The 26,474-nt window shown below is 60.2% G+C and carries 20 protein-coding genes, 2 tRNA genes and 1 other RNA gene; 11 read left to right on the plus strand and 12 right to left on the minus strand.

Annotated elements, in window-relative coordinates; all coding sequences use genetic code 11:
* Window positions 1–2: 2 nt before the first annotated feature.
* On the minus strand, window positions 3–2,264 hold the full coding sequence (locus CQ012_RS01305) for an ATP-binding cassette domain-containing protein (RefSeq protein WP_105661224.1): 2,262 nt from the start codon (window positions 2,262–2,264) through the stop codon (window positions 3–5).
* Window positions 2,265–2,394: 130 nt separating this feature from the next.
* Between CQ012_RS01305 and CQ012_RS01310 the strand changes: the two genes are divergently transcribed.
* Both CQ012_RS01310 and CQ012_RS01315 read left to right on the plus strand, forming a co-directional pair.
* Entirely contained in the window at window positions 2,395–2,907 is a 513-nt protein-coding gene (locus CQ012_RS01310) for a hypothetical protein (RefSeq protein ID WP_146112885.1), read from the plus strand.
* Window positions 2,908–3,204: 297 nt separating this feature from the next.
* Window positions 3,205–4,485: a dicarboxylate/amino acid:cation symporter gene (locus tag CQ012_RS01315; RefSeq protein ID WP_105661226.1), complete on the plus strand. Its 1,281-nt coding sequence runs from the start codon at window positions 3,205–3,207 to the stop codon at window positions 4,483–4,485.
* A 182-nt stretch (window positions 4,486–4,667) separates the two neighbouring features.
* Here CQ012_RS01315 and epsC read toward each other — a convergent pair whose 3' ends face one another.
* From epsC to msrA, 3 genes are all read right to left on the minus strand, one after another.
* Window positions 4,668–5,252 (minus strand): serine O-acetyltransferase EpsC, encoded by a 585-nt coding sequence (epsC, locus tag CQ012_RS01320; protein WP_105657773.1) that lies wholly within the window; start codon window positions 5,250–5,252, stop codon window positions 4,668–4,670.
* 142 nt (window positions 5,253–5,394) lie between these two features.
* Window positions 5,395–6,330, minus strand: coding sequence for a cysteine synthase A (gene cysK, locus CQ012_RS01325; protein ID WP_105661227.1), 936 nt, complete (start codon window positions 6,328–6,330; stop codon window positions 5,395–5,397).
* Window positions 6,331–6,457: 127 nt separating this feature from the next.
* Window positions 6,458–6,985 carry a peptide-methionine (S)-S-oxide reductase MsrA gene (gene msrA, locus CQ012_RS01330; protein ID WP_105657859.1) on the minus strand — a complete coding sequence of 176 codons (528 nt, stop codon included), beginning with the start codon at window positions 6,983–6,985 and terminating at the stop codon, window positions 6,458–6,460.
* A gap of 132 nt (window positions 6,986–7,117) precedes the next feature.
* Here msrA and CQ012_RS01335 point away from each other — a divergent pair, with 132 nt between their 5' ends.
* Complete coding sequence (locus CQ012_RS01335; protein ID WP_105661228.1) at window positions 7,118–8,098, plus strand: Nif3-like dinuclear metal center hexameric protein; 981 nt, start codon at window positions 7,118–7,120, stop codon at window positions 8,096–8,098.
* A 175-nt stretch (window positions 8,099–8,273) separates the two neighbouring features.
* Here the strand turns inward: CQ012_RS01335 and CQ012_RS01340 are convergent, their stop codons facing one another.
* The gene (locus tag CQ012_RS01340; protein ID WP_146112886.1) at window positions 8,274–9,266 is read right to left on the minus strand and encodes a hypothetical protein; all 993 of its coding nucleotides are present in this window, start codon (window positions 9,264–9,266) and stop codon (window positions 8,274–8,276) included.
* A gap of 655 nt (window positions 9,267–9,921) precedes the next feature.
* On the opposite strand from CQ012_RS01340, the gene CQ012_RS01350 reads away from it, so the two are divergent.
* On the plus strand, window positions 9,922–10,320 hold the full coding sequence (locus CQ012_RS01350; RefSeq protein WP_105661557.1) for a VOC family protein: 399 nt from the start codon (window positions 9,922–9,924) through the stop codon (window positions 10,318–10,320).
* A gap of 120 nt (window positions 10,321–10,440) precedes the next feature.
* Here CQ012_RS01350 and CQ012_RS01355 read toward each other — a convergent pair whose 3' ends face one another.
* Entirely contained in the window at window positions 10,441–12,720 is a 2,280-nt protein-coding gene (locus tag CQ012_RS01355; protein WP_181148988.1) for an exo-alpha-sialidase, read from the minus strand.
* A gap of 210 nt (window positions 12,721–12,930) precedes the next feature.
* Window positions 12,931–13,710 carry a YaaA family protein gene (locus CQ012_RS01360; RefSeq protein WP_105661558.1) on the minus strand — a complete coding sequence of 260 codons (780 nt, stop codon included), beginning with the start codon at window positions 13,708–13,710 and terminating at the stop codon, window positions 12,931–12,933.
* Between the two features lie 117 nt (window positions 13,711–13,827).
* On the opposite strand from CQ012_RS01360, the gene CQ012_RS01365 reads away from it, so the two are divergent.
* The 4 genes from CQ012_RS01365 to CQ012_RS01380 all read left to right on the plus strand — a co-directional run bounded on the left by CQ012_RS01365 (window position 13,828) and on the right by CQ012_RS01380 (window position 18,744).
* On the plus strand, window positions 13,828–15,270 hold the full coding sequence (locus CQ012_RS01365; protein WP_105661232.1) for a dihydrolipoyl dehydrogenase family protein: 1,443 nt from the start codon (window positions 13,828–13,830) through the stop codon (window positions 15,268–15,270).
* 72 nt (window positions 15,271–15,342) lie between these two features.
* Window positions 15,343–15,698, plus strand: an RNA gene (rnpB, locus tag CQ012_RS01370) — RNase P RNA component class A.
* Window positions 15,699–15,917: 219 nt separating this feature from the next.
* On the plus strand, window positions 15,918–17,375 hold the full coding sequence (locus CQ012_RS01375; RefSeq protein ID WP_105657779.1) for a glyceraldehyde-3-phosphate dehydrogenase: 1,458 nt from the start codon (window positions 15,918–15,920) through the stop codon (window positions 17,373–17,375).
* Between the two features lie 322 nt (window positions 17,376–17,697).
* The gene (locus CQ012_RS01380; protein WP_105661233.1) at window positions 17,698–18,744 is read left to right on the plus strand and encodes a winged helix DNA-binding domain-containing protein; all 1,047 of its coding nucleotides are present in this window, start codon (window positions 17,698–17,700) and stop codon (window positions 18,742–18,744) included.
* A gap of 12 nt (window positions 18,745–18,756) precedes the next feature.
* Here CQ012_RS01380 and def read toward each other — a convergent pair whose 3' ends face one another.
* From def to CQ012_RS01395, 3 genes are all read right to left on the minus strand, one after another.
* Entirely contained in the window at window positions 18,757–19,329 is a 573-nt protein-coding gene (def, locus tag CQ012_RS01385) for a peptide deformylase (RefSeq protein WP_105657783.1), read from the minus strand.
* Between the two features lie 24 nt (window positions 19,330–19,353).
* A complete protein-coding gene (locus CQ012_RS01390) occupies window positions 19,354–20,502 on the minus strand; it encodes an acyl-CoA dehydrogenase family protein (RefSeq protein ID WP_181148860.1) in 1,149 nt (382 codons plus the stop codon).
* 831 nt (window positions 20,503–21,333) lie between these two features.
* Window positions 21,334–21,409 (minus strand) — tRNA-His (locus CQ012_RS01395).
* A 332-nt stretch (window positions 21,410–21,741) separates the two neighbouring features.
* Here CQ012_RS01395 and CQ012_RS01400 point away from each other — a divergent pair.
* Window positions 21,742–22,305, plus strand: coding sequence for a DapH/DapD/GlmU-related protein (locus CQ012_RS01400; protein WP_105657784.1), 564 nt, complete (start codon window positions 21,742–21,744; stop codon window positions 22,303–22,305).
* A gap of 97 nt (window positions 22,306–22,402) precedes the next feature.
* Here the strand turns inward: CQ012_RS01400 and CQ012_RS01405 are convergent.
* Together CQ012_RS01405 and orn are read right to left on the minus strand one after the other, a co-directional pair.
* A tRNA-His gene (locus CQ012_RS01405) sits at window positions 22,403–22,478 on the minus strand.
* 158 nt (window positions 22,479–22,636) lie between these two features.
* On the minus strand, window positions 22,637–23,248 hold the full coding sequence (gene orn, locus CQ012_RS01410) for an oligoribonuclease (RefSeq protein ID WP_105661234.1): 612 nt from the start codon (window positions 23,246–23,248) through the stop codon (window positions 22,637–22,639).
* 235 nt (window positions 23,249–23,483) lie between these two features.
* On the opposite strand from orn, the gene mptB (CQ012_RS01415) reads away from it, so the two are divergent.
* A complete protein-coding gene (mptB, locus tag CQ012_RS01415; RefSeq protein WP_286134545.1) occupies window positions 23,484–24,983 on the plus strand; it encodes a polyprenol phosphomannose-dependent alpha 1,6 mannosyltransferase MptB in 1,500 nt (499 codons plus the stop codon).
* Between the two features lie 5 nt (window positions 24,984–24,988).
* A complete protein-coding gene (gene mptB / locus CQ012_RS01420) occupies window positions 24,989–26,464 on the plus strand; it encodes a polyprenol phosphomannose-dependent alpha 1,6 mannosyltransferase MptB (RefSeq protein ID WP_146112887.1) in 1,476 nt (491 codons plus the stop codon).
* Window positions 26,465–26,474 lie beyond the last annotated feature (10 nt).

The following is a 26,474-nucleotide window of genomic DNA, read 5'->3' on the forward strand; positions in this document are numbered from 1 at the left end:
TCCTATCCCTTGATGTAGTCGGACAGATGAACTCCGGTCAGCGTGCCGGAGACGGCAAGGTCGGCCGGGGTCCCTTCGAAGACAATGCTTCCTCCCTCGTGCCCTGCCCCGGGACCCAAGTCAATGACCCAGTCGCAGTGGGCTACCACCGCCAGATGATGCTCGATGACCACGACGGTATTGCCTTCATCGACCATCTCGTCGAGCAGGCGCAGCAGGTTCTGCACGTCAGCCATGTGCAATCCTGTGGTTGGCTCGTCCAGGATGTAGGTACCGGCGCCCTGGCCCAAATGGATAGCCAGCTTGATTCGCTGCCGTTCGCCGCCAGAAAGCGTGTTCAGCCGCTGTCCCAGTTTCAGGTATCCCAGACCCACCTGGTTCAGGCGTTCGAGCGCGGCCTTCGCCTTGGGTACTTTGAGCTGCTCAAGCGCTTCTTCCATGCTCAAGTCCAGGACTTCGGCAATGTTCAACCCATCCAGGGTGTATTCCAGCACATCAGCGGTGAATCGCTTGCCGCCGCACTGCTCGCAAGGCAAGGCCACTCCGGCCATGGATGCCAAGTCCGTATAGGTGTATCCGACACCGCTGCACCCCGGGCATGCTCCGGCCGAATTGGCGCTGAACAGGGCAGGCTTCACGCCGTTGGCTTTAGCAAACGCCGCACGGATCGGATCCATGATCCCGGTATAGGTGGCCGGGTTCGAACGCCGGGAGCCTCGGATGGCGGTTTGGTCCACCACCGCCACGTCATCACGTTTGGCGATTGTCGAATGGATCAGCGTGGATTTGCCGGAACCGGCGACACCGGTGATTGCGCACATCACGCCGGTAGGGATATCCACGGAAACATTCTTCAGGTTGTGCAGGGAGGCACTGCGCACTTGCATGGACCCCTGTGCCTCGCGCGGGTTCGCATTGAGCGCAGCACGCGTGGTGAAGTGCTTTCCGGTCAGCGTATCGCTGGACAGCAGGCCGTCCACTGGACCGCTGTAGCAAATGGTGCCGCCATGGGTACCAGCGCCCGGGCCCAAGTCGATCACGTGGTCTGCGATGCCGATGACCTCGGGTTTGTGCTCCACCACCAGCACGGTATTGCCCTTGTCCCGAAGGCCAGCCAGCAGCCCGTTCATCCGCTGGATGTCATGGGGATGCAATCCAACGGTGGGCTCGTCGAAGACATACGTGACATCACTGAGTGCTGATCCAAGATGCCGGATCATCTTCACGCGCTGGGCTTCGCCGCCCGAAAGGGTCCCCGCCGGACGGTCGAGGGACAGGTATCCCAACCCCAAATCCACCATGGATTCGAGCACTGCCTTCAAATTGGTGGTCAATGGCGCTGCATCCGGGATCTGGATCTTCTCGAGGATTTCGAGCAGTTCGGAAACCTGCAGTGCAGTCATGTCCGCGATTCCCAAGGAATTGATCTTCGAATCACGAGCGGCCTGGCCGAGCCGTGATCCGGCGCAGGCAGAGCACGGTGCGGTCGTGGAGATGCGTTCGATCCAGGCACGAATATGGGCTTGCTTGATCTCCCTGCCCGAATGGATGTAGTTGGACTTGATGCGCGTGACCAAACCGGAGTAGCTCATGTTGGCCCCATTGAGCTTGACCTTGCCTGCTTCTTCGTAGAGCAAGCGGTCAAGCATGGCACTGGGCATGACCCTGAGCTTCATGTCCAGATCTGCTTGCGTGCCGGCAGTCAGCGTCTGCCACAGCCATGAATCCGGGGCAAAGTTCGGCGCCTTGATGGCCCCCTCGTTCAGCGACTTGTCCCAATCCAGCAGCTCATCAAGGTCGATGCTCGCCTCGGTGCCGAAACCCTCGCAGACAGGGCACGCGCCCTGGCCGAGATTAAACGAGTACGCGCCAGCGCCGCCGGCGCTCGGAGTGGAATAACGCGAATACAGAACGCGCAAGAGCGAGTAGGCGTCGGTCGCCGTGCCCACGGTAGAACGCGAATTCGCGCCCATGCGTTCCTGGTCGACCACGATGGCCGTGGAGAGGTTTTCCAGCACTTCTACATCAGGCCGGGGCATCGAGGGCATGAAGCTCTGGATGAAGGTCGTATACGTTTCATTGATCAGGCGCTGGGACTCTGCAGCAATCGTGCCGAACACCAGGGAGGACTTGCCGGAACCGGAAACACCGGTAAACGCGGTAATGCGCCGTTTTGGAATATCGACGTCAACACCTCGCAAGTTGTTTTCCCGGGCTTGGCGTACTCGAATGGTGTCATGGCTATCGGCAGGGTGCTGGCTCATGCCCCAAGCCTACTGAGAAATGCTCCAACCGACACCTGCTGGAGGGCGGCGGACTTGCAAACGCTGCCGATTCCGGTGGAGTATCGAACCCACAAGGAATCAGCGACCCCCTGCGAGAGCGGAGAAATCCATGCCGGACGCACCTAGGAAACTACTCAAGCTCAGTTCGGTGGCGGCGCTGGCCGGGTGCCTTGCGCTCGCCGGTTGCGGCAGCACTGCAGGTGGCACCGCAAGCCAGGAGCCGTCAAGTCCTGAAGCCAGCCCAACGCAGTCCGCATCGCCAACGGCATCCTCTCCCGGGGATGCCGGGGAGTCGGAGCAATCTGGAACTGTCGGAGGCCAAGAGCTGGGCAAGCTCCCATCGAGCGCTACCGAGTATGCAGATGCCCTGGTCGTCGCTTGGGGCAATGGAAATGAAGCGCAGATGCAACAGCTGGCCACCGATCAGGTGGTCGCCTTGCTCACCGGGCATTCGGCGGCGGGCGGACCGAACTGGTCGCAAACGGGCAGCGATGCCGGAGCCGGTTCGGTCTTCGTGAGTTATGAAAATGCCGATGACGGATCCGTGCTCAACCTGCGCGTGCAAAGCCAGGTGGTGGGCCAGGGCCAAGAACAAGGCGTGGTCGAAGCGAACTTCGAATAATCAATGAATCCAAGGTGGGGCGGGACTGCTTAATGGGGCAGATCCGCCCTGCTGCCGTTTAATCGACGAATATTCAGCTCCCGAACCCCCTCCGCACCAGGGATCGAACCTGATTGAGCGTGTTGCGATTTACGGTAGAGAATATTCGGCAGAAAGGCGTATTCTCGTAACACTCAATCCATTCACAGGATTTCGGTGTAACAAAAATTACGTCTATCATGATTGAGGCGTGCGCCACGACACACTTGTGGCCCGTCCAACAGTGCGCTCCGAGCCCGAACCGTTTAAAGGACATTCATGAAGCTGCTGAAATCTATCCCACTGCTTGGCTGGGTGGTCGTCGCCATTCTGCTGGGTATTCTGCTTGGCCCGGTCATGCCGGTCTGGTTGGGAAGCGTATTCCTGACCTACAACTCGATCTTCTCCGGATTCCTTGGCTTCGTCGTGCCTTTGATCATCTTCGGTTTGGTGGCACCCGCTATCGCTGAGCTCGGCAAAGGCGCCGGCAAGTGGTTGGGCATCACCGCAGCCATCGCCTACGCCTCCACCCTGTGCGCGGGCCTGCTCGCATACTTCGTGAGCCGTTGGCTATTCACCAAGTCGCTTTCCGGCGGTGGCGTCGAGGAAGTTGGCGGAGGCGAAGGATCCGGCTTTGAGCCGTACTTCTCCCTGGTCGGCAGCGCAGGCGAATCGGCAACAGAGATCGTGCTGGAACCGCTGATGGGCGTCATGACCGCGCTGGTCCTGGCATTCATGCTGGGCTTGGGCCTGACCGCCTTCCGTTCCACCGTCCTCTTCCGCGGGGCAGTGGAGTTCCGCAACATCATCGAGATGGTTATCCGCCGTGTGGTTGTTCCCGCATTGCCGCTGTTCATCTTCGGCATCTTCCTGGATCTGTCCGCTGCCGGTGACGCCGTCACCGTAGTGCAGAAGTTCCTCTTCGTTGCCGTGGTCTCCTTCGTGCTCACCCTGGTTGTCCTGCTGGTGCAGTACTCCATCGCTGGCGCGATGAACAAGCGCAACCCGCTGGCCGCCCTGTGGGGCATGCGCAATGCCTACTTCACCGCATTGGGTACCTCCTCCTCGGCCGCAACCATTCCAGTGACCTTGGAATCTGCGAAGAAGAACGGTGTTTCCGATGCGGTCGCCGGTTTCGTCATCCCGCTGTGCGCCACCATCCACCTGTCGGGCTCGATGGTCAAGATCACCTGCTTCTCCATCGCCGTGCTCCTGCTGACCGGTGGCGACGTTTCCTTCGGCGCCTACTTCCCGTTCATCCTGATGCTCGGCGTCATGATGGTTGCAGCTCCCGGCGTGCCTGGTGGCGCTATTGCGGCCGCTGCTGGCCTGCTCGCCCAGATGCTGGGCTTCGGCGAGGTCGAAGTCGGCCTGATGTTCGCAGCCTACATTGCCCTGGATAGCTTCGGCACCGCAACCAACGTGACCGGTGACGGCGCGCTGGCCATGATCATGCACAAGCTGACCCGTGGCAAGCTCGGCGCCCAGCCCCAGGATCCTGAGGACGAGGTCGTAGAGCTGGCCGATGGCACCGAAGCTGCGGACCACAAGCTGGCCTAAACGGCTTCCATCACTCGCATAGGCATCGATGCCCGGTACCAGACTCGCAGTGGTACCGGGCATCGATGTTTTGCTTTGCCCGCAAGGATCGGGGCGAAAGCGAAAACCCGCCCAGCAGGCGGACCGTGGCCGGTCCGTGTGCTGGGCGGGTTTGCTTTGCCGCAGTGGCAGCAGCGGTAGTACTAGATCCACATGGCCGGGTCGATGTACTCGGCCGGGTCTACAGCAGGCTTGCGTTCTTCAGGCCTGCGCGGACGGTTCTGTGCGGGGATTCCGGTGACAATCGAGCCTTCCGGAGCATCCTTGACGACCACGGCGTTCGCACCGATGGCGGAATCGGCGCCGATGACGATCGGGCCGAGCACCTTGGCTCCGGCACCGATGACCACGCGGTCACCGATGGTCGGGTGGCGCTTGACCTTGGCCAGTGAACGGCCGCCGAGGGTCACCCCGTGGTACAGCATGACGTCATCGCCGATTTCGGCAGTCTCGCCAATGACGATGCCCATGCCGTGGTCGATGAAGAAGCGGCGCCCAATGGTGGCGCCGGGATGGATCTCGATCCCGGTCAGGGCGCGGTTCGCCTGGGATAGCAAACGCGCTGGCCACTTCAACGAGGGGTTCTGCCACATCTTGTGGGCCAACCGGTGCAGCCAGATCGCGTGCAGTCCGGAATACACGAAGAAGTTTTCCGGATCGCTTCGCGCTGCCGGATCGTGCTGGCGTGCGTTGGCCAAATCCTCACGCAGGCGGGAGAAAAAACTCATGAATACTACCTTAGGGGTTGCGGTTCGCTCGGGGACAATCCGCAGATGTCACACAGCAAATCGGCGCGAGCTGCACCGATACAGGTCTCTCTATAGACCCAACAGTGGCTCGCGCCGATTTATTCTGCTTCTGCAAATTTACTTAGCCGCGGATGTCGTCGAAGAGCAGGGTGGAGATGTAGCGTTCACCGAAGTCAGGGATGATCGCAACGATCTGCTTGCCGGCGTTTTCTTCACGCGCGGCGATCTGTACCGCACCCCAAACGGCTGCGCCAGCGGAGATGCCGCCGAGGATACCTTCCTTGACGCCCAGCGCGCGAGCGGTCGATACCGAATCCTCGATGCTGGCATCCAGGACTTCGTCGTACAGCTCGGTGTCGAGCACCTCTGGTATGAAGTTCGCTCCCAGTCCCTGGATCTTGTGCGGGCCGGGCTTTCCGCCGTTGAGGATCGGGGAATCCTTGGGCTCAACGGCCACGATCTTCAGGTTTGGGTTCTTTTCCTTCAGGTAGCGGCCTGCACCGGTGATAGTGCCACCGGTACCGATGCCGGCAACCAGGACATCGATCTTGCCTTCGGTATCGGACCAAATCTCCGGACCGGTGGTCTCTGCGTGGACCTGCGGGTTCGCGGTGTTAGCGAACTGCTGCGCCCAGATAGCGTTCTCGGAAGTCGCAACAATCTCCTTGGCCTTTTCCACAGCCCCGCGCATGCCGTCGGCGCCCGGGGTCAGCACGATCTCGGCGCCGAAAGCGCGCAGCATCACACGGCGCTCGGTGGACATGGTTTCAGGCATGGTCAAGATGACCTTGTAGCCGCGGGCTGCACCGACCATCGCCAGTGCAATGCCGGTGTTGCCCGAAGTGCCCTCAACGATGGTGCCGCCTGGCTTCAATGCACCAGAGGCCTCGGCTGCATCAACGATGGCCACGCCGATGCGGTCCTTGACGGAGTTCGCCGGGTTGTAGAATTCCAGCTTCACAGCGATGTTCCCTGGCAGGCCCTCGCCGACGCGGTTCAGCTTCACCAGCGGGGTGTTGCCGACGACTTCGGTGACGTTGTTGTAGATCTTGCCCATCTTGTATGCAATCCTTACGTGACTCTATGCAGCCGCAGTTAGTTGCGGCGAAATAATTGCCGGAATCTGGCGTAACCGCCGGACACCTATGAGGTTCACAACTAACCCTAGTAGGCCAAAAGCGCGACTAGGCTTCGTTTAGCCATTGAGCGTAATATTTCCTGACTTTCGCGATCTTTGGATCGATAATCACGCGGCAATAGCCGACTTCCTGGTTTTCGGAGTAATAATCCTGATGGATTTGCTCGGCAGGATAGAAATCTTTGGACTCTTCGAGCGTAGTGACGATCGGATTGGGGTATACGCGCGAGAACTTCTCGATGGCGTCCTGGAAGAGATCGCGCTGCTGGTCATCGAGCGGGAACATCGCCGAGCGGTACTGCGTGCCCACATCGTAGCCCTGGCGGTTCAGCGTCGTCGGGTCGTGCACGGTAAAGAACATGTCCAAGATGACTTCGGCCGGAACCACTTGCGGGTCAAAGATCACGGCGACACCTTCGGCATGGCCAGTGGTGCCGCTGCAGACTTCGCGGTAGGCCGGATCCTTGGTGTGGCCACCGATGTATCCGGAAATCACGGCGTGGACGCCACGGGTTCGCTGGTACACGGCATCCAAGCACCAGAAGCAACCGCCGGCTAGTACGAAGGTGCTCAACTTGGTGTCCTGGACTTCCAGGAACGGGCTGAATTGATGAGGGGACTGAAGGCTGGGAATACTCACACAGTTCACAACGTTGCGGCGTTGCATTCTGTTCCATCCCCATACCCACCGCGTAGGGTGGTGGGTATGCAGAGCAAGGCAGATAACTCGCAAGACCTGGGGAAGAGCAGCGATTCCCTGGATGCCTCGACGCTCAAGCCCGTTACCGGAGAAACGCCTGAGCAACCGGTGGAAGACACCTCGGTTCCGCAGACCACCTTGGGTAACGTCCTTGAAGCAGCTGAGGAACTTTGGCCAAAATCATTGGCCGAAGATTGGGATGCCGTTGGCTTGGTGACCGGACGTACCAGCCAGCAGATTTCCAAGATCGTGATGGCTGTTGATCCAACGCTGGAGGTGATCGAGGATGCAATCGAGCGTGGGGCCGATCTGCTGATCACTCACCACCCATTGCTCCTGCGCGGAGTCACCCAGGTTGCCGCCACCAATTTCAAGGGCGAAGCCATTCACCGCCTGATCGAATCCGGAACCGCATTGCTTACGGCGCACACCAATGCCGACAGCGCCATCGGGGGAGTCAACGACGCCCTCGCCGATGCCTTCGGGCTGAAGGACTGCGTGCCGTTGATCGAGTCCAAGGATGGACTGCCAGAGGAAGGCTTGGGGCGGGTGGGCTTCTTGGAGAAGCCGATGAAGCTCGAGGATTTCGCTGAACGCGTTTACACCGTGCTCCCAGCGGTGGCTGGCGGTGTTCGTGTCGCCGGAGACCGTACAGGCATCATCCGGAAGGTCGCCCTTTGCGGCGGTGCCGGCGATTCCCTGTTTGACGCGGTGCGCTCGCACCAGGCCGATGTCTACGTGACTGCTGATCTGCGTCACCACCCGGCAAGCGAAGCACGCGAAGCTGCCAACGGCGGGTTCCCTTACCTGATTGATGTCTCCCACTTCGCTTCGGAATGGGTCTGGCTGTCGGCTGGTGCCCGCGCCCTGGGCAATGTGCTCAACGATCTTGGCCACACCGTGGAGATCGAGGTTTCCCAAGTGAATTCCGATCCATGGGATTTCGTGTTATTAGGATCTGCACCTGAAAAACCTACTTTGACCTAGGATAACAACTCAAAATCCCGCGGTATATTCGGGTGTGTCAGAGCTTGGAAACGGCCTGACTGTAAACGTAAAGACCTCACCAGAGTCCAAATAATATTGTGAATTTTGGTTCTGGTGAGGTCTTATTTCATGTTTGCTTCATGGAGGGTCGCGGCCTCGCGAACATACCGCTCATTTAGGATTCCTGATTGCCAGTTACTGTGATCTCGGCTTTGATACGACCTACCCAATTGGCTCGATGAATCACACGAACAAAATTTGCAGTCGGATCGGACAAAAGATCCGGTCGGCTCCGCTGACTGAGTTCTTTCCAATCATCGAACATCACGTAGGCTGCATTCCCATAGCTGAAATTCTCTAATACGACAGCTTTCGGGAAGGTAAATGCAACATACCTTGCAAAGCCGGACGATCCTGAGTAAATCTCAGTAGGTGATAGGGCTCGCATGGCTTCAAAACGTTCCCTATACGTATCCGGGAGTTGGCGACCCGACTGTTGGGAGAACTTCCTAGCCACAGTATCGAATTCAGGAAGTTCGGAAGCTTGACCTGCAGGTAGTAATTCCCATGAAACTGACTGAGTGGATTCCCAGTCGGCAACAGTCTGACCCGACGCCAATACCTGAGGATATCCAACCGTCTCTCCAACAAGAGAGACAGCCATAAGGAGATCCGAGTCGTTTTCGTCGATGCTAGTTTCGAAAACGAGGTCGCAGAGGAAGGTTACGACGGTGGTTTCAGAATCCAAATCCTCGTGCGAAACCGTGATGGGGAATCCCTTACCATGGATGACCTGTTTTCGGTAGGCCATCGTGGATCGCGTGTGGGTGGAATAACCATACTTTGCGCCGTCGCCAAAGTTTGGCGTAGTTAGTGACCATGAAACTGGGTGTTTGGGTAGGTCTTTGCGAATCTTGACCTGCCCATATAGGTTTCGCTTGGCCCAGCGCTTGTTGGGCTCAGGTAAGAATGACTTCTCGTAGTTGAGGTGACCCTCCTGCACCGTGACCCCGGCGTATGCCAGAACCCCGTCTCTCAGTTCATCCTTACTAAATTTCCGACGGAATCCAATTTGGAATGTAGAGTTGTCGAGCCGTCGAAATTGTTCCACAATGTTTTGAGGAACGGACCGAAATCCATGAAGTGCTTTAGCTCTCGGTTCTTTCACGGCTAAGCTCCCCGTCCTGATTTGTTGCGCGTACGATCCACAGGAATGTAAGACTGACCGGGCTTAGGGGTCGGGGGCAGTTGGGTGCCTTTCGGTACCGTGCGCTCCTGACCGGTGTGTCCTCCACGTGGGCCAATGATCTCCCACTGTGCGGATACAGTTGCCCGGTTTCCGGGCTTCAACGGCTTTGCCATTTTGCGAGTCCTCCTAAGGACTGCTTGGAGTTAAGAAGTCACTCCTAGAAAACCTAAGGTTCGAATATTCAGTTGCGTTCCATGCCTAGAGTCAACTAGTGTCAGAACGTTCCCGCCAAGGACAATGAATAAGTGAATATTCGAATCTCAGCCTCTCGGTCTAGCCGTGGGGCTAGATTTTTTGAAGGTGATTTCAGACTCAATACTACATCTAGTGTCTACTCGGTCAAGGTGACACAATATATAGTGGTGAAGTGCTGTGGCATCGAAGCTCGACTTTCCACATACCCTGTGGATAACCATCCCAGGAATTACCATGAGATTCCGCATAGTTCGAAAGTTTATCCACACCTTTAGCAATCTGATCTGTAGAAAATGTGCAACAGTTGTGATTTATGTCACATCAATATTGTAAGATGCATTCGTGGGACTTCGTGCTGACTCCGTAGTCAGTGAGTTCCATGCTGCATCATCTGGAAATATGGGTTGAGGATTGGGCAGCCAGTACAGCTTCCCTGGGCTGGCTGCTCACTCGCCTTGGCTATGTGGTGGATTCCCAATGGGCTGATGGCATCAGCTATGCCCGCGATGGATTCTATATAGTCCTGGAATCCGGACCGGATGCCAAAAGGCAGCGGCATGACCGCCTGGCTCCCGGGCTGAACCATTTGGCTTTCCATGCTGGAACCAGGCAGGCGGTGGAAACGTTGGCTGCCCAGGCGCTGGATCACGGGTTCACCCTGATGTTCCCGGAGCTGCACCCGTACGCCGGGGGACCAAAGCACTACGCGGCGTATTTGGAAGATGCTGCCGGTTTCGAGATTGAGCTAGTAGCGGCCCTGACACAAGCTGAAGTGTGAACCAGCAACCGGTGCGATCCAGGAAATACCCAATCCCGGATCGCACCGGTTGCTTTCTTCAGGGTGCTGGCAGCAGCCGGATAGATCTGCCGCGGCCTCCTCGCGCACTTTTACGAGGTCCTAGCGCTCCGCCAGCTTCACCTCGGCCAGCGAATACTCGGCTTCAACTTCTCTGTGCCCGTTGCTGGCAGTTGCAAGCAACGAACCCTTGGTCAGTTTTCCTTCCGAGATTTCCAGGCTGGTTAGCAATCTGCTGATGGTTGCAGTCCTTGACTGCCCGGCCGCCAATTCGACGACGCTGAACCCCGGTCCTTCTAGATCGGTCAATCGCACGTTGCCTGTGTTGGTGACAGTCACCTCGAAGTTGACCCAAGCGCCGGCCCTCGAAGAGGAGTTCCCCGTACGGTCCGCTACTGCCGGCTCGGATACTTCAACGCTGAAGGCCGGTTGGCGATCCAGCAGATCTACTTCCTCGCCGGTAACGGTGTATTCATCCACAACGCTGGTGTATTCGCCGATGCGGCCTGAAGTCCAGCGGGTCTGAGGAACGAAATAACCGTCCGCTAGTTCCTGATCCGTCACCTCGTGGCGCGGGGTTGCGCAGGTGTAGGCCTTGTCAGCACCGAGGTTTGAGTAGCGGCAATTCCCTGCTGGACTGGATTCGCCTACCGGCTTGGCGGCAAACGGTGAGAAATTGCCTTCTGCGGGAACTACCCATTGATTGATATTGCCGATGTTGCTCACGCGGAAACTGTATGGCACCTTTTCACCCACCGCGTAGGGATCTGCTGCCAGGTCGCGGCTCGCATCGCCGCGCTGGCCGACTACCTCGATGCCGGTGACTTCTTGGCCGGCCACCTGAGCTGCGATGGTGGCCTGCGAAGTGCTTCCGGACGCACTCGTGAACTGCAGCTGCAATGATTGGGCGCCGAGAGCTGTCGCCGCAATGGTTATGGGCACGTTAACGGTGGTGCTCTGGCCCGGTGCAAGATCGGTGACCTGGGTAGCTGCCGCATTGAACAGGTTCGATGCACCGACGTCTATGGTTCCCGAAATGGTTTGGGCTTCCTGGTTGGTGATGGTGACCGGCACATCCACGGTCGTTCCAGCATCGGCTTTGAATGTGCTGGCTTGCATTGGGGCGCAAACGTAATTCAGCCACTCTTCATCAAAGGATGCGAATTGCATGCTGTCGGTATAGCCGGCCTCGTAGAACACACCGAACTTGCCCCCATCGAGCGCACCTGCCACCGAATAGGCAGACAACCCTCGGCGGATCGTGCGAAGCCCCGGCCAGGTCTTGCCGTCATCGCAGGAGATCCTCGCCGAGACGTTGGAGCGGGAGGCCTGCGAGTTGGCTCCGGTGTATAGCAGCTTCTTGGCCTGGCTGCTGTTGATTTCGGCATCGGGGAACATCTGCGTGATGTGGGCATTATTGGTGGGGTCAGGCAGGTTCCTGTCCTGAGTGACCGATGAATAGCTGTGGCCGCCATCGGACGAAATTGCGACCTTGCGGTAGCCGCCGCCGCTGTTATCGCGGGAGTTGAGCAGCAAGCGGCCATCAGAAAGCTCAACGACCTTGTTCTCGTCCATGGCTTTCACGGTGAATTCGCCACGCTGCCAGGTAGCCCCGTGGTCATCCGAGTACACTGAATAGGCTTGGATAGCCCGCGATCCATCGGCTTGCATGACATCACCGGCATATTGCTGTACCAAGCGGCCGGCGTATTCACCGCGAGTGAGCTGGATTCCTTGGCCAGAGGTGGCAAAGGTGGTGCGGACCGCTCCGGGTACTGCGTGGTCGCCGGGCTTGACCACATCGGTGATCAACCGTGGCTTGCTCCAGGTAGCACCGTCATCAGTGGACTCGACCACCGCGGCGCTGATGACCTGGCGGTTCCCGTCATCGTGACCCCAGGTGCTGCCATGGAAACCTTGATCCTTTGAATAGACGAAGAAGGCGAATACCTTCCCCACCTCTTCATCCACCACGTAGCTTGGGTCGGAATAGCCGTATTTTCCTTCGTCAGCGGAGCCGGGGAAGCCGGCGGCGATGGTGGTCATCGCGCCCCATGTGGCACCGTTGTCGGTGCTCTTGCGTTGCACGATGCTGTTTGGATTCGGAGCGTCGGCGGCGCTGCCGGGGCGGGCATCCCAGGCAGCGATGATAACGCCATTGCCCAGATGGGCCATCGCCGGAATGCGGTAGAAGAAGTTCTGGGCAGTGCGGTCGGAACCCAGATTGATCTCGGAGAAGTTTCCGGGAGGTGCACCGGGATCAGCTTCGTCCAACGTGCTTGCCGCCAGCGCCCCGTGGGCGCTGATGACCGGGATGGCTAGGGAGATGGCGATGGCAGCCGCCAGGGTTTTTCCATGATGAAGCCTAGAGCGAATTCGCATGGGCCAGTTCCTCGCAGGTGAGTGGGATCCTGTAATCAGGAAGGACGTATGACGTAGGATGTCATACGTGAAGCCTAAGTGAACTGCATCACATTTGGAAGGGGTCTGCATGGAATAACGAAGCCCGGGGTGCTGCGAGGCCGGCGGTTGCAGTCAGGATTCTTCGCGTGGCAACGCCGGAGGGGTAGTGGACTGCAAATCCTGATTGGGCTATTTGGCGGTGGTGAACTGGTGGTCTTCCGGCAGCAGGATGTTCAGCGCCAAGCCCTTCTTGTCTTGGACGAGGGACGCTTCCCACTTGGTCTGGACCAGTTCGAGCAATTCTCCAGGGTTTTCCGGTGCGACCGGTTGCTGGACCAGGAAACCGGCGACCTCTCCGCGGGTGTGCTTGGCAAAGTGCGAGACCACCTTCGGGATCCCATTGCGCATCTGGAAGACGTTGACCGCAACGGTGTTGCCATTGGCCGGCTTGTAGGCGGCCGCATAGGTGCTCGACCGCGCGTCAACGATCAGCTGGTCGCCGGCCGCCGCATCCAGCACCGGAGCCAGGCGCTTCTTCCACCAGGTGGCCAGCTTGCCCAGCGGCTCGAGCTTGACCGACATGGATAAGCGGTAGGGCGGAATGCGATCGCCAAAACGCACGGCACCCCACAGGGCGGAGACCACGATGATGGATTCATCGGCGCGCCGCTGCGCTGCTTCATCCAGGCTTGCGTAGTCCAGGGCCTCGAAGAGCACCCCCGAGTAGATATCGTGCGCCTTGGCTGCGGGCTCGGTGTGCAGATTGATATTCCGCGCTACTTCCTTGGCCAGCGAGGCTCCGACTCCCAGCAGGTCCATGGCATCTTCGCGTGCTGAGACTTCAGCAAGGGCGTCAAGCACCAGGCGGCGTTCCCCGGAAAGCTCCGGAAAAGACAGGTCCTCGATTTCGAACGGAGAACCTTCGGCGTGGGCGGTCTTGCCTTCGGAAGGCGGCAACAGAATAAGCACGCGTTCCAGCTTATCGGAGTTCACCTGATCTTCTGCCCAGGGCATGTACCCGCAGAGCAGATCTGGCTAGGCTGAACCCACTACCCAGCAGCGCTTCACGCAGAGCAAGGACAGAGCATGCCCCAGCAGAACTCAAGAGCTAGCCAAACTGCCTCCGGGCAGCACTGCGACTTCGATGTGATCGTGATCGGCGCCGGGCCGGCCGGGGAGAACGCCGCCGACTATGCCACCCGGCAGGGCCTGAAGGCGGCCATCGTCGAATCCGAGCTGGTGGGCGGGGAATGCTCGTATTGGGCATGCATGCCTTCCAAGGCCCTGTTGCGCAGCGGCGATGCGCTGCGCGCGGCACGCCGGGTTCCCGGGGCCCGCGAAGCGGTGACTGGTGCGCTGGATCCCGAGGCGGTGCTCGCGCGGAGGGACGCCTTCACCAGCAACTGGGATGATGCCGGGCAGGAACGGTGGCTGCGCTCGGCGGGCATCGAGTTGATCCGCGGCCGGGCGCGGCTTTCCGGGCGCGGCCTGGTGCAGGTGGCGGATCGCGAGTACTCGGCCCGGGCCGTAGTCCTGGCCACCGGATCCACTCCAGTTCTGCCTGGGATCGAGGGATTGGCTGAAGCCAGGCCGTGGGGCACCCGGGAGGCCACTGCGGCCAAGGCGATCCCGCCAAGGCTGGCCATCATCGGTGGCGGAGTTGCCGGGGTGGAGCTGGCATTCGCCTTCGCCTCCCTCGATTCCAAGGTCACCATCCTTGCCCGCGGGTCGCTGCTGGGCCGCGAAGAGCCGTTCGCCGGCGAGCTGGTGGCCCAGTCGCTGGCCGAGGCCGGGGTAGTGGTGCACCAGGACACCACTCCGTTGCAGGTCCACCGCGATGAGCACGGGATAGCCGGCCTCCAGCTGCCCGGAGGATCCCTCGTGGAAGCCGAGGAAGTGCTCGTCTCCACCGGGCGGCGGCCGGACATCGGGAACCTGGGACTCGAAGCACTCGGGGTGGACCCGTCCCGGCGGTTGCAGGTCGATGACACGATGCTCGTGGCGGGCACCGACTGGCTCTACGCCGTGGGAGATGCCAGCGGGCGCAGCCCGCTGACCCACCAGGGCAAGTACCAGGCCCGGGCCGCGGGCGAGGCCATTGCCGCGAGGATCAATGGAACCGGGGTTCTCGATGCGCCCTGGGGCAGGCATGCGGCCACGGCGGACCACCATGCGGTGCCGCGCGTGGTCTTCAGCGATCCGCAGATCGCCGCGGTCGGACTCACCGAACGCCAGGCCCGCGACGCCGGTCTGCAGATTTCGGTTATCGAGCACGATCTGGGTGCGGTGGCCGGGGCGAGCCTGCACGCCGACGGGTATTCCGGGCGGGCCAAGCTGGTGATAGACCAGGCGCGTTCGGTGATCGTCGGCGCCACTTTCGCTGGCCAGGATGCCGCGGAACTGCTGCATGCGGCCACCATTGCGATCGTCGGCGAGGTCAGCCTGGACCGGCTGTGGCATGCGGTCCCCGCCTATCCGACGATCAGCGAAATCTGGTTGCGGTTGCTTGAGGCGCTGCGGTTCGGGTGAACCTGGCTGTGACCGAATCAGCGTTCGGAAGTGGTCTGCAGGCCGCGCCCAACGCATTAGACTGGTAGTGAATGGGATGGCCAGACGGTCGCGTGGCAAGCAATTGCCCCGAGGAACGTCCGGGCTCCGCAGAACAGGGTGGTGGGTAACGCCCACTCGGGGTAACCCGCAGGCTAGTGCCACAGAAAATAGACCGCCAGGTTTTCCTGGTAAGGGTGAAACGGTGGTGTAAGAGACCACCAGCACCCCAAGCGATTGGGGTGGCTAGGTAAACCCCACTCGGAGCAAGGTCAGACAGACTGCGTCATGAGGGCTGTTCGCCCCATGCAGTCGGGTGGACCGCTAGAGGCTGCCGGCAACGGCAGTCGTAGATAGATGACCGTCCCGCTTCGGCGCGACAAAACCCGGCGTATCGGCCATCCCATTCACACTCTTCCTCCCTGCGATTGCGCCGGCATCAGCCTTTAGTGCGCTGGTGAGATGATTCACAGTCCCCGATCCTCAGTTTTTCTGCGCACGGTCTAGAATGGATCATGTACTTACGAGGATGATCCTGTTACCTCGTGCCACCGCAAAAGCAATGGTGCTTCCCACGGTGCCAACCGACTTTATGGATCTGCGAGTCGGCTGAATTGGAAGGATTTTCTGTGACCCAGCAGTCTGTCGTTGCCCAGCAAGAATGGAGCGGGCGCGAAGAGCTCGCCGAGGCCATGATCCCACTGATCGGACGTCTGTACCGCAAGAACAATGTGGTGACCTCCGTCTACGGCCGCAAGCTGATCAACCAGTCCGCCATCGACATCATCAAGGCCCACCGCGTAGTGCGCCGCATCGATGGCGAAGAGCTCGACCTGAACGACACCAAGGCCATCCTGGATGCCATCGAGGCCCTGAACGTCGGTTCGGTAGCAGTTGACCTCGGCCGCGTGAACAAGAAGTTCAAGGAATCCGGTTCCGCTGATTTGAACGCTTTCCTGGCTGATGAATTGGGCGAGAAGGTTGGCCAGGCCGGCGCAACCGACGCTGAACCCCAGGACGTTGTCCTCTACGGCTTCGGCCGCATCGGACGCCTGCTGGCCCGCATCCTGATCGAGCGTGGCGGCTACGGCCTGCGCCTGCGCGCCATCGTGGTCCGCAAGGGCTCGGATGACGACATCGTCAAGCGCGCTTCGCTGCTGCGCCGCGACTCGGTGCACGGCCGCTTCGAAGGCTCGATCACGGTCGACGAGGAAAACAGCACGATCCTCGCCAACGGCACCCTGATCAAGGTCATCTACTCGAATGACCCGACCACCGTCGACTACACCGAACACGGCATCGACAACGCCATCGTGGTGGACAACACCGGCCGCTGGCGCGATGAGGCCGGACTGTCCCAGCACCTGGCCGCCAAGGGCGTTTCCCGCGTGCTGCTGACCGCACCGGGCAAGGGCGATCTGAAGAACATCGTCCACGGCATCAACGATTCGTGGATCACCGCAGAAGACAAGATCGTCACCGCTGCCTCGTGCACCACCAATGCCATCACCCCAGTGCTCAAGGCCCTGAACGACAAGTTCGGTGTCACCCACGGGCACGTCGAGACCGTTCACTCGTTCACCAACGACCAGAACCTGATCGACAACTTCCACAAGGGCGAGCGCCGCGGCCGTTCGGCAGCGCTGAACATGGTGATCACCGAAACCGGTGCCGCCAAGGCAGTGGCCAAGGCCCTGCCGGAGTTCGAAGGCAAGCTGACCGGCAACGCGATCCGTGTACCGACCCCGGATGTCTCCATGGCGATCTTGAACTTGAACCTGGAGAACGGGACCACCAAGGAAGAGCTCAATGCCTACCTGCGTGAAACCTCGCTGACCTCCAGCCTGCACAAGCAGATCGACTACATCGATTCGCCTGAGGTTGTCTCCACCGACTTCGTCGGCTCGCGCCGCGCCGGCATCGTTGACGGCCTGGCCACTATCGTGTCCGGCAAGAACGCTGTCGTCTACGTTTGGTACGACAACGAGTTCGGCTACTCCTGCCAGGTTGTGCGCGTCATCGAATCGATGGCCGGCACCCACCCGGCTGCAGTGCCTGCAGTGAAGGCTGAAGCCGTCACCGCCTAGGACCTCGCTGCTTGCAGCTGAAGGGACCATCCCAACGCATTGCGCGCTGGGATGGTCCCTTTTGCTATTCCATCCGGGTGGCACGAAGCCCTCCAAAGGACCTTCCGGGTCCAGGGGGCCAACGAGAACCAGTACCTGGCCAGCACCTCTCCAGCAAAGTCCAGGCAGGTCTCGACCTTTGCGCGCATCCGGGCGTGGAGGTCCGCTTGAGCCTGCGCCGTCCCTGCGTCAACGGCGGCTGCAGGTGCGCCGCTTCGCGGGCATCTCTGGACCCCCGCACTGCTAGGCTTTAGGCCATCAAGCATTGGATCGAGGTTGGTTAATGGACAGTACCCGGACGCTGGCGGCGCGCATGGCGAGCCAGCTGCTACTGGAGCCGGCAGAATCCGTACTGCAGGCCGCAGAACACATGCTCGCGTTCCAGTCCCAGGACTTCGCTGCAGGACGCTACGCGCTGGCTCAGCGCTCCGCAGCGCAAGAATCCCGCCAGCAAGTCGATGCGCTCTTCAGCGACGGCCGGCTCGTGCGGTCATGGACCATGCGGGGCACGCTGCATATCTGCTTGGCCGAAGATGCGCGCTGGATGACTCGCGCAACACGTGAACGCACCTTGCGCTCCTCGGCCACACGGATGCGGGGACTGCAGATCGGCACCCAGGACATTGACCAGGCAGCTGGCATCATCAGCGCGCATCTGCAGGAGCACGGGCAAGCCAGCCGCTCCGCGCTCTTCAAGGCACTGAACCAGAATGGAATGGAGACCGGCCAGCAGCGAGGACTGGTTATCCTGCAGGTCCTCGTCCTGGACGGGTTGATCTGCCAGGGGCCCATTCCACAAGACGCGAAACTCATCGCGCAGGACTTCGTGCTCGTGGATGAATGGATTGCAAGTCACCGGGAACCAGGAGATCCGTTGGCGCAACTCTTGCGCCGGTACCTGCACTCGCATGGGCCAGCTACCCTTCGCGACGCAGCCTGGTACACGGGACAGACGCTGACCACCATGAGAACCGCCGCAGAAGCACTCGGCGGCTTGCTGTCCAGCGCAGGAAGCGATGAGCGCGGGGAGGGCTACTGGGTCATCGCCGGCAGCCGCGCCCACCGGGAGCTTGAAGCGATGGAGCCCACCGGGCTGCCACTGCGCCTGCTCGGTCCCTTTGACGAGTACTACCTGGGCTACGCGAATCGCACGCTGGTAGCCGACGAGCAGATGGCTGCGCAGATCCTGCCCGGCAAGAACGGCATGTTCCTGCCCTTCTGGCTAGAACAAGGCAGGGCTTCGAAGCTCTGGAACGCAGAAACAGCGCCCACCGGCAAAATCGGTGCGGCGCTGCATCAGCGGTATCTGGACTTCAAGACTGCCCGGTAGGCGGCGGGAGGCCTAGTGGCCGAATGGATCCTCATCGGTACCCGGCAACCAGGTGTTGCCAGGCACGCCCCAACCCAGAGCCTTCTTGGCCTTCTTCCACTTCTTCTCCCAGCGTGGCTGCAACTTGTCCACGTAGAGGTAGCCATCAAGGTGGTCGTACTCGTGCTGCATGATGCGCGCGAACCAGCCGTGCGCTTCGAAAGAGATCGGATTGCCGAACTCGTCGAAACCCTCCACCTTCGCATAGTCGGCACGCTGCAGCGGGTAGTTCAACCCGGGCACGGACAAGCAGCCCTCGGAGTCGTCATCAGCATCTGCGGGAGCCTGCGACACCTTTGAAAGCGTCAGCTTGGGGTTGATCACTACGCCCCGCTCGGGAGCATCGTCCTGGTCCGCGAAGACGTAGGTGAACATGCGCAGGCCCAAACCGATCTGCGGAGCCGCCAGGCCCACGCCATGCGCTTCATCCATGGTGAGGTGCATATCGGCAACGAGCTCGCGCAAGGCGCCATCAAACTCGGTGACCTCCACCGCACGCTTGTGAAGTACAGGTTCTCCGTAAACAGTGATCTGCCGAATAGGCACGTGATCGGTTCCTTTCAAAAGTGCTTAGAGTGCTCGTCCAATAGTTTCACGCATGATCTCGCTTGTGCCACCAAAGATGGTCAGCAAGCGGGAGGCAGTGAAGGACTGGGCAATCGGGTACTCCATGATGTAGCCATAGCCGCCATGCAGCTGCAATGCCTGATCGGAAAGCTTTTTAGCGCTCTCACTAGCCCAAAGCTTGACCTCGGCAGCCTCGGAAGGATCCAGCTCGCCGTCGTTGAATGCCAGGACGGCCCGGTCCACGAAGCTCTGGGTGACATGCGCCTCAGTCTTCAGGTTAGCCAGTTCGAAACGGGTGTTCTGGTACTCGGTCAGCGCCTGGCCAAAGGTCGAGCGGTTCTTCGCATGCTCCAGCGCCTGCTCGAAGGACGCGGTGCAGATCGCCGAGGCAGCCACGGCAATAGCCAGACGGGCCTGGGGAAGCTGCGCCTTGACATAGGACAGGCCCTGTCCAGCCTCGCCAACAAGATCCGCAGACGAGACGCGGACATCGTCGAAGAACAGCTCAGCGGTATCAGAAGCCCGCAGCCCAATCTTGTCGAAGGGGCTGCCGTTGGTGTACCCCTCGGAACGCTCGACCATGAACAGCGAGAATGACTGCTCGCCCGCACGTCCGCTCTCGCCATCGGTGCGCGCAAGCACCAGAGCGGCATCGCCAAACGCAGCATTGCCGATGAAAGTCTTCTGGCCGCTAATCAGCCAGTCATCCCCATCGCGGACCGCCTTGGTGCGCACCGCGCGCAGGTCAGATCCAGCGCCAGGCTCGGTAAACGCGCAGGAGGTAATGGTGGAGCCATCGACCATGCGTGGAAGCCACTTGGCCTTGAGCTCGGCAGAGCCGTAGGAGAGCAGGTACGGCAGCACCAGGTCGTCGTGCAGGTGGAAGGCCAAGGCTACGGACAGATGCCCCGAACGCACGAGCTGCTCATCAAGCACTACACGGAAGCGGTAATCATCGATGCCCATGCCACCGAACTGCTCAGGCACTGCAAGACCCAGCAGGCCGTTTTCACCGGCAGACTGCCACACCTCGCGGGGGATCTGATGATCCTTTTCCCACTGAGCGTATTTACCGGAAATCTCCCGGGCGTTGAATTCCGTAGCCAGTTCACGGAACTGCTCGTGGTCCTCTTCAAAGAGCGCGCGTTTCACAGGGGGAGTACCTTTCGGTGGATGGAACGAAGGCATAAAGCTCACTGGCTTGCCGAAGTACATCATCCATTATGGTCGCTCAGGCCAATGCGTGCCTATTCGCCAGGGCAAACAACGATTCAAGTCACTAGATAACGCAAAAAGTCTCGAAAAACACGGGGGTAGACCCCAAAACACAACGCATTCGAACATAGTTTCGAATCCGTGTTCCTAGCCACCGAAATATGACTTAACACCGCATCCGGGCAGCACTGCGCTCGCCGGCAGGTTCGAACTGCCTGTTCAATCGGTCCTGTCGGCGACGAATCTGCAACCGGCATCCGTGCGTGATGGCGTTGGCTTCACCGGAGACAGTGATACTTCGAATAGGGGCCTAGGGGAGGCAAGTGGCTCGTTATGCAGGGGCGGGCAGTGCCAATAATGCAACCCTGGACTGTCCCGCGGGTTGCGGATCACTCCACGCGAAATCGACCCGGTTGCCGCTTGATGGAATCCGCTTGTTTCGAGACTGCTGGCAGGGTTGCGTGCGATCGCGTCGAGGCGCCCGACCTGTGCCATGGAAGCGATCTTTTCGGCGTCGGCAGGGTGCCTGGGCATCTGGTGGTTCCATGCGGTGGCAATTGCCGGCGGTGAAGGCGGGTTGGCGGCTAGCGGCGCGATGCTGAACGCCGTGTCGGATTCGCTGGCGGGGACTGGTGGCGAGTGCCTCTGGATTCCAGATGTTCGGTCTGGAATCAACGAGGCCCGGTGCCTTGCTGATTGCGCTTCAAGGCGTCGGAAACGAGAAAAGACCTGGTTCGGAATTTCCATTCCGAACCAGGTCTTTCGATCTGGGGTGAGTAACGGGGTTTGAACCCGCGACCTTCTGGACCACAACCAGACGCTCTACCGACTGAGCTATACCCACCATGTCTACTTCGTTACTAGTCAGAAGCTGTAGTGCTCATGATCTCGTACCGGGCAACGAGAAATACTATACACGTATCCAGGCCGGAAATACCAATTCGCATGGAGCCATTTCCGGGATTGTGACGGGATGCTCATTATTCATGGCCGTGGGGCTGTTGCTCGCCGCTGAACTGCCTCATGAGATGGATCCCCGTGCCGTGATCATCCCTTTGCTTGCAGTACCTTAGGGAATGGCTTTGCCGCGGGTCCGGGGCACAGCTGCGCTAGGCATCGACGGTGGAAGCCGATATAGTTCGAGCCACCGTGAAGAATTGATGATGGGGGGAATTCTTGGGCATTGACGATCTTCTGGAAGCCTTGAATGCTGGCCAGAGAATTACCGCCGGTTCGCCGCTGCATGCGCTCATGCATAGCACAAGCCAGGACGCGCTGCGCATTTGCGCGGAGCTGAACGACGGCTACCGCAGCCCAGGGCAAGTGCGGGATTTGCTGCGGCAGCTGACCGGAACGAACGTTGACGACTCGGTGGTGCTATTCCCGCCGTTCAACTCGGAGTTTGGCCGCAATATCGAACTGGGGAAAAACGTCTTCATCAATGCTGGCTGCAAATTCCAGGACCAAGGCGGCATCAGTATCGGGGATGAGTGCTTGATTGGGCACAACGTCGTTGTGGCAACACTTAATCACGATCTTGAACCTGCTCGGCGGGCGGATATGATTCCGGCTCCAGTGATCATTGGGCGCAACGTCTGGATTGGCGCGAACGCGACCATACTTTCCGGTGTCACGATCGGCGAGAACGCAGTTGTCGCTGCCGCCGCGGTCGTAACGAAAGACGTACCTGCCGGCGCTGTTGTGGTTGGCTCGCCAGCCAGGGTGGTGCGCACGGTCTAATTCTGCGGCTCGTCAGCTGAGCGGCGGCGTTGCCAGGCGTGCGGGTAAAGCAAAAGACTCGATCCGGAACTTTCGTTCTGGATCGAGTCTTTGTCTCTGGGGTGAGTAACGGGGTTTGAACCCGCGACCTTCTGGACCACAACCAGACGCTCTACCGACTGAGCTATACCCACCATGTTTGCTTCGTTACTAGTCAGAACGCTTTTGCGAACCAATTCCGTATCTGGCAACGAGAAATACTATACACACAATTCCGCGCTTGGTGCCAATCGGAAGGCCCCTGGGACACTGTGCAGTGCATCACCAATGCGCCGGGGCCTTCGTTTAGCGGTTAGCCGGCGCTTTGGGTGATCCCGGCGGCGATCTTCCTGGCCTCATCGGAGGTTGGCCCCGGCGCCGGCACCATGATGGCGTCGCGGTAGTAGCGAAGCTCGTTGATCGAATCCTGGATGTCGCCCAGTGCGCGATGGTTGCCGGTCTTGGCTGGAGCGCCGTAGTGCGCCTTCGGGAACCAGCGGCGGCTCAGCTCCTTCAAGGTCGACACGTCGATAATGCGGTAGTGCAGGTGCTCAATGACCTCAGGCATATCGCGTGCCAAGAAGTTCTTGTCGGTGCCCACCGAGTTGCCGCCCAGCAACGCCTTGTTCGGCTCCGGAACGTGCTTCTTGATGTAGTCGACCACCAGGCGCTGGGCTTCCTCCATGGAAATGCCGTTCTCCAGCTCGGGCAGCAGGCCGCTAACCACATGCATATTGCGAACGAAATCATCCATCTGCGCCAGAGCTGCCGGCTCGGGCTTGATGACTACCTGGATGCCCTCGTCGACGATCTCCAGATCGGAGTCGGTAATGAGCACTGCTACTTCGATCAATGCGTCGTTAACCAGATCCAAGCCGGTCATTTCGCAATCGATCCATACAATTTTTTCTGAGTTACTAGCCACGTAACCAATCTACACTTCAAGCAGCGCTGTGGGGGAGCGCACCCTCGTCGCACGGCGGAAGGACAGTGTTTCAACCGGCCTGGACGCGTGCTCGATGCTAAAATCGTCTGAGATTTCCGGCTGTTGAATTGCCTGCTTGCAAGGGCGCGGCACATGCGACGCTGGCTTAATTACTCTCGAACTCATGTCCGTTACAGCCCGAGGTGTCAGTGTGTCAGCCAGCAAGCCAGCAGCAGTGAGCTCCCCGCCCTACGCTGGAGTGAATAGGACCCTTCTCAGCGGCGTCATCGGTTCCTCCCTGATCCTTTTCGGATCCTTCGGTACCGGGTGGCTGGCCAGCGTATCCCCGCTGAACCGCGACCCGTTCTTCATCATGCTGCGCACCGAACCCGCCGGCGTGATCACCTGCGTGATCCTGCTGGCCCTGGGTTGCTGGGTCCTCTTCCGTTCCTGGTGGCGCCTGGGCCAGAAGCTCAAGGGCTGGGGCGAGGGTTCGCTGAAGGTGGTCCGCCGTGCGGTCTGGCTGTGGAGCATCCCGATGTTCGTCACGTTGCCGATCATGAGCCGGGACGTGTTCGCCTACATCGGCCAAGGCCGGCTGGTGGATGCCGGGCAGGATCCTTATGTTGACGGAATATCCTCGCTGAATAACTGGTTCCAGCTCGGTGCCGACACCATGTGGGCGCAGGACGGCACCCCTTACGGCCCGCTCTACCTGAGCATCGAATTCCTCGTGGTCAAGCTGACTGGCCCTTCGACCGACGCGGCGGTCCTGGCCTTCCGCGCCATTGCATTCATCGGCGTGCTGCTCTGCCTGCGCTACGTGCCCAAGCTTGCCGAACTGCACGGTGTCTCCGGGGCCAAAGCCGCCTGGATGACCGTGGCGAACCCGCTGTTCCTGGTGAACTTCGTGGCCAGTGCGCACAACGATGCCCTGATGACCGGCCTGTCGGTCTGGGCTGTCTACCTGGCATGCAAGCGCTACGGCTTCTGGGCCATCGTGGTGCTGGCGGCCTCGGTGGGGGTCAAACCGATTACCCTGGTACTGCTGCCGTTTATCGGCCTGCTCTGGGCAGGGCCTAATGCTGCCTGGCCGCGCCGCATCCTCTACTGGTTCTACACCGGCATGATCTTCCTGGCCCTGATGACCGTGGTTGGGTGGCTCAATGGCTACTGGTTCGGTTGGCTGAAGGTCATGCTCTTCACCGGTACCGGATACTCCATCTTCTCCCCGGTAGGCATTGCGGTCATCGCGCTGAGCGGGCTGGTCTCCGCCATCGGGCTGTCCACCGAGTGGATCCTGCCCGCGGCCAAGCTCTTCGGCCGCCTGGTCGGCGTAGCCATCGCCTTTGTCTTGATCTTCCGAGGAAAGCACTCGCACCTGGTGCAGCGCATGGCCATCGCCTTCGCGGCGATTGTCGTGCTCTCCCCGGTGATCCAGCCGTGGTACCTCCTGTGGCTGCTGCCGTTCTTCGCCGCGACCGGCCTGCGCGATGACTGGCAGATGCTCTGGCTGCACCTGACCACCATCTTCTTCCTGGCCTACCAGGCCGCTGACCAGATCTTCGTTTGGCAGTTCCTGCAGGATTCCCTGGTTCCACGCGTCCAATTGATTTCCTGGGGCATCTCCATCGCCTGCGCCCTGTACCTTGTCTTCTTCGATCCGAAGACCAAGAACATCTGCGCTGATCTGCTCAGCTCGACCAACTGGCTGAAGAAGAGCAAGAAAGCCTAGTGGCAGTGGAGCAGCCGAAGCTGGCACCGCAGCGCGCAAGCCTGCGGTCACTATCATGGCAAGGGTTCACCGCCTCGGCCATGATTACCGTCGCCTCCTGGGGGATCGGCTGGTTCCCGCGCAACCAGCTGTCCCCGCTGGCACGCAGCGGCTTCTTCATAGAATTCCGAACCGAAGTGCCAGGTGTCATCAGCTGCATCGTGCTGATGGCCGTGGGAATTGTCTGGTTGACCCGAACCTGGATCCTGGCCCGGCCATGGGTCCAGGCTGCCGGTGAGATTACCGGGCGGGAACTGGCCCGCGTGCTGGCCATGTGGTCTGCTCCGCTGATGCTCAGCTTCCCGATCCTCAGCCGCGACGTCTACTCCTACCTGGCCCAGGGCCGCATGCTGCACGCCGGCAAATCCCCGTACGCCGAAGGCGTGTCCGCGCTTCCGGGCTGGTTCGATGGCGGATCCGACAGCCTGTGGGCGCAATCGCCCTCGCCCTATGGTCCGTTCTTCCTCGTGCTCGCCCGCATCATCTACTTCGCCTCCAACGGCATTCCCGAAATCGGCGTGGGCCTGCTGCGCGTCATTGCCGTGCTCGGTGTCTGGGGCTGCTATCACTTCACTGCGAAGCTGGCGCAGAAAATGGGGCAGAGCGCGAACTGGGCCAACTGGGCCATCGTGGGCAATCCGCTGTTCCTGCTGACCATGATCGGCGGCGTCCACAACGACGCGCTGATGATCGCCGGTGTCTTCAGCGCCTTCGCCTATGCCTACGACCGCCGTCCCATGGCCGCCACGATGGCGCTGGCCATAGCCGTGTCGGTCAAGCCGATCGTGCTGCTGGCGCTGCCTTTTATCGGCTTGGTCCTGCTGGGCAGGAGCCCGTCGATGCGCGAGAGGTGGAAAATCTGGGCCAAGGTCGCGGCCCTCTCCCTGACCTGGCTGCTTTTGATCGGTGCGGTCACCAACCTCTGGTTCGGCTGGCTGCTTGCCATGTTCACCGCGGGCGATGCGGCGTTCCCGTACGCTCCCGTGGGACTGATCGGCTGGTCCCTGAGCAATCTCGCTGGCATATTCGGCGCCGATATCTCCTTGGTGAATGCCATCGTGGTGGGCGTCTTCCAGGTCATCGCGCTGGCCATTGTGGCGCGCCTGGCGCTGGCCAAGGACACCTCCAGCCCGGTGCGCCTAGCGGCGTGGGCGCTCTCGGCGGTGGTGCTGCTGGCTCCGATTATCCAGCCGTGGTACATCCTGTGGCTGATGGCGCTGTTCGCCATTTCGCACAAGGTGTCCTGGGGATCGGAAAAGCTGATGATCTATGTATCCAGCCTGATCCTGGTGGCGGTTTTCGTCGACCAGCTCTCCATCGAGCAGTGGCACTCGGCCTGGCTGATGAAGACCCTGGCTGGCGTGCTCGTAGCGGGCTTGTTCATCGGCCTCTTCACTGCCGATGCCAGAACCAGGAAAGTGCTGCGCGGGCCGAAAGCATAGCCAAGGTCAC

The sequence above is a fragment of the Arthrobacter sp. MYb214 genome (assembly GCF_002979865.1).
GTDB lineage: Bacteria > Actinomycetota > Actinomycetes > Actinomycetales > Micrococcaceae > Glutamicibacter.

What these genes read in the sequence shown, in the direction of transcription:
- CQ012_RS01305 (WP_105661224.1), bottom strand. Translation starts at nt 2,264, where the DNA reads ATGAGCCAGCACCCTGCCGATAGCCATGACACCATTCGAGTACGCCAA.
- CQ012_RS01310 (WP_146112885.1), top strand. Translation starts at nt 2,395, where the DNA reads ATGCCGGACGCACCTAGGAAACTACTCAAGCTCAGTTCGGTGGCGGCG.
- CQ012_RS01315 (WP_105661226.1), top strand. Translation starts at nt 3,205, where the DNA reads ATGAAGCTGCTGAAATCTATCCCACTGCTTGGCTGGGTGGTCGTCGCC.
- epsC (WP_105657773.1), bottom strand. Translation starts at nt 5,252, where the DNA reads ATGAGTTTTTTCTCCCGCCTGCGTGAGGATTTGGCCAACGCACGCCAG.
- cysK (WP_105661227.1), bottom strand. Translation starts at nt 6,330, where the DNA reads ATGGGCAAGATCTACAACAACGTCACCGAAGTCGTCGGCAACACCCCG.
- CQ012_RS01335 (WP_105661228.1), top strand. Translation starts at nt 7,118, where the DNA reads ATGCAGAGCAAGGCAGATAACTCGCAAGACCTGGGGAAGAGCAGCGAT.
- CQ012_RS01350 (WP_105661557.1), top strand. Translation starts at nt 9,922, where the DNA reads ATGCTGCATCATCTGGAAATATGGGTTGAGGATTGGGCAGCCAGTACA.
- CQ012_RS01355 (WP_181148988.1), bottom strand. Translation starts at nt 12,720, where the DNA reads ATGCGAATTCGCTCTAGGCTTCATCATGGAAAAACCCTGGCGGCTGCC.
- CQ012_RS01365 (WP_105661232.1), top strand. Translation starts at nt 13,828, where the DNA reads ATGCCCCAGCAGAACTCAAGAGCTAGCCAAACTGCCTCCGGGCAGCAC.
- CQ012_RS01380 (WP_105661233.1), top strand. Translation starts at nt 17,698, where the DNA reads ATGGACAGTACCCGGACGCTGGCGGCGCGCATGGCGAGCCAGCTGCTA.